General features: G+C 52.0%; 1 protein-coding gene. It reads left to right on the top strand.

Annotated features, from left to right (window positions below; all coding sequences use genetic code 11):
* Nucleotides 1-167 precede the first annotated feature (167 nt).
* A complete protein-coding gene (locus ACJ2PR_RS35950) occupies nucleotides 168-1,502 on the top strand; it encodes an IS4 family transposase (protein ID WP_446880646.1) in 1,335 nt (444 codons plus the stop codon).
* The last annotated feature ends 9 nt before the right edge of the window (nucleotides 1,503-1,511 follow it).

The raw sequence follows: 1,511 nt of genomic DNA, 5'->3' as shown, positions 1-1,511 counted from the left end.
CAGCCCTCTAAAGGTCATTTGAGCGCTTTTTAATATTTGTTGTCATCCCTGTCATTGCTGGCTTTCAGACCGCTATCGTAAAAGCTGAAAGTCTAATGACCTGCCTTTGAGCCATGATATTGGGGGAAGTGTTTGAGCGGTTCATTGCCGAGAGTCCCTTCTGCGTGATGCTGAGGGTGCTCCTAGAACAGAGTCTGCCCGCCAAGGAAATCGATGAGTTGTTTGAGCAGCAAGCCGAACGACAATATCACCGGGAATTGCTGTTTTCGACGATTGTGAATTTGATGAGTTTGGTGGTTTGTGGCATTTCACCCTCGGTTAACGCCGCCTATCAAGCCAAAGCGAAGGGGATTGGCGTGACCATTCAGTCAGTTTATAACAAGCTCAATGGGATGGAGCCTCAGATCGTCGAAGCCTTACTGCGGCATGTGGTCAAGCGGGTGCAAGGATTGATTGAGAGACTGGGTGGCAGCCTTCCTCCCTTGCTGGAAGGATATCGCGTCAAAATTCTCGATGGCAATCATCTAGCCGCGACCGAACGCCGCCTACAGGTGCTGCGGTCTTTCAACAGTGCGCCCCTGCCCGGTCATGCGCTGGTGATTTTAGATCCGGCGTTGATGTTGGCGGTTGATGTGTTTGCCTGTGAGGACGGTCATGCCCAAGAGCGGGCACTGTTGAGTCGGGTGTTGGCGACGGTAGCCAGTGGAGATTTGTGGATCGCCGACCGCAATTTTTGCACGTTGGGGTTTCTGTTTGGTCTGCATGGGCGGGGGGCAGCTTTGGTGATTCGTCAGCATGGTCTGCTCCCCTACAAAGCGCTCGATGAGTTGGTTTTTGTGGGTGAGAGCGCAACGGGAACGGTGTTCGAGCAATCAGTCCAATTGATTTTCAACGACACATTAAAGGTAAGGCTGCGCCGCATTGTCGTGCGACTCCATCAGCCCACTCGAGATGGAGATGCCGAAATTGCTCTGCTCTCGAATCTCCCCATCGCTCACGCCGATGCGGTGCAAATTGCGGCACTGTATCAAAAACGCTGGCGGATTGAACGACTGTTTCAAGTGCTCGAACAATGTTTCCGAGGAGAAATCAACACGCTTGCTTACCCCAGAGCCGCTTTGTTTGGCTTTGTCATGGCACTGATTTGCTACAACCTGCTGGCGGTCGCTCAAGCGGCCATGCGCTCTGTGCATGGAGCCGACAAAATTGAAGCGGGCATTTCTCCTTATTATTTAGCGGATGAAGTGCGCCGTGTCTATGCGGGCATGATGATTGCCATTCCGCCACTGCAATGGCAACCGTTGGCTCAGCTTGACGGAGACTCCACCGTTCAGTTTCTTCAACAGTTAGCCGCACAGATGAATTTGTCCAAATTCCGCTCTCACCCCAGAGGAGAGAAGAAGAAAGTCCCCAAACCCGAACGGCAAAAAGACAAACCTCACGTCTCTACTGCTCGATTGCTCAGTCAAGCGAAATCTAAAAAAGATGAAAAAGCACCTTGAAAGGGCTGG

The sequence above is a fragment of the Phormidesmis sp. 146-33 genome (assembly GCF_052939515.1).
This window is presented reverse-complemented; position numbering and strand designations above follow the sequence as displayed.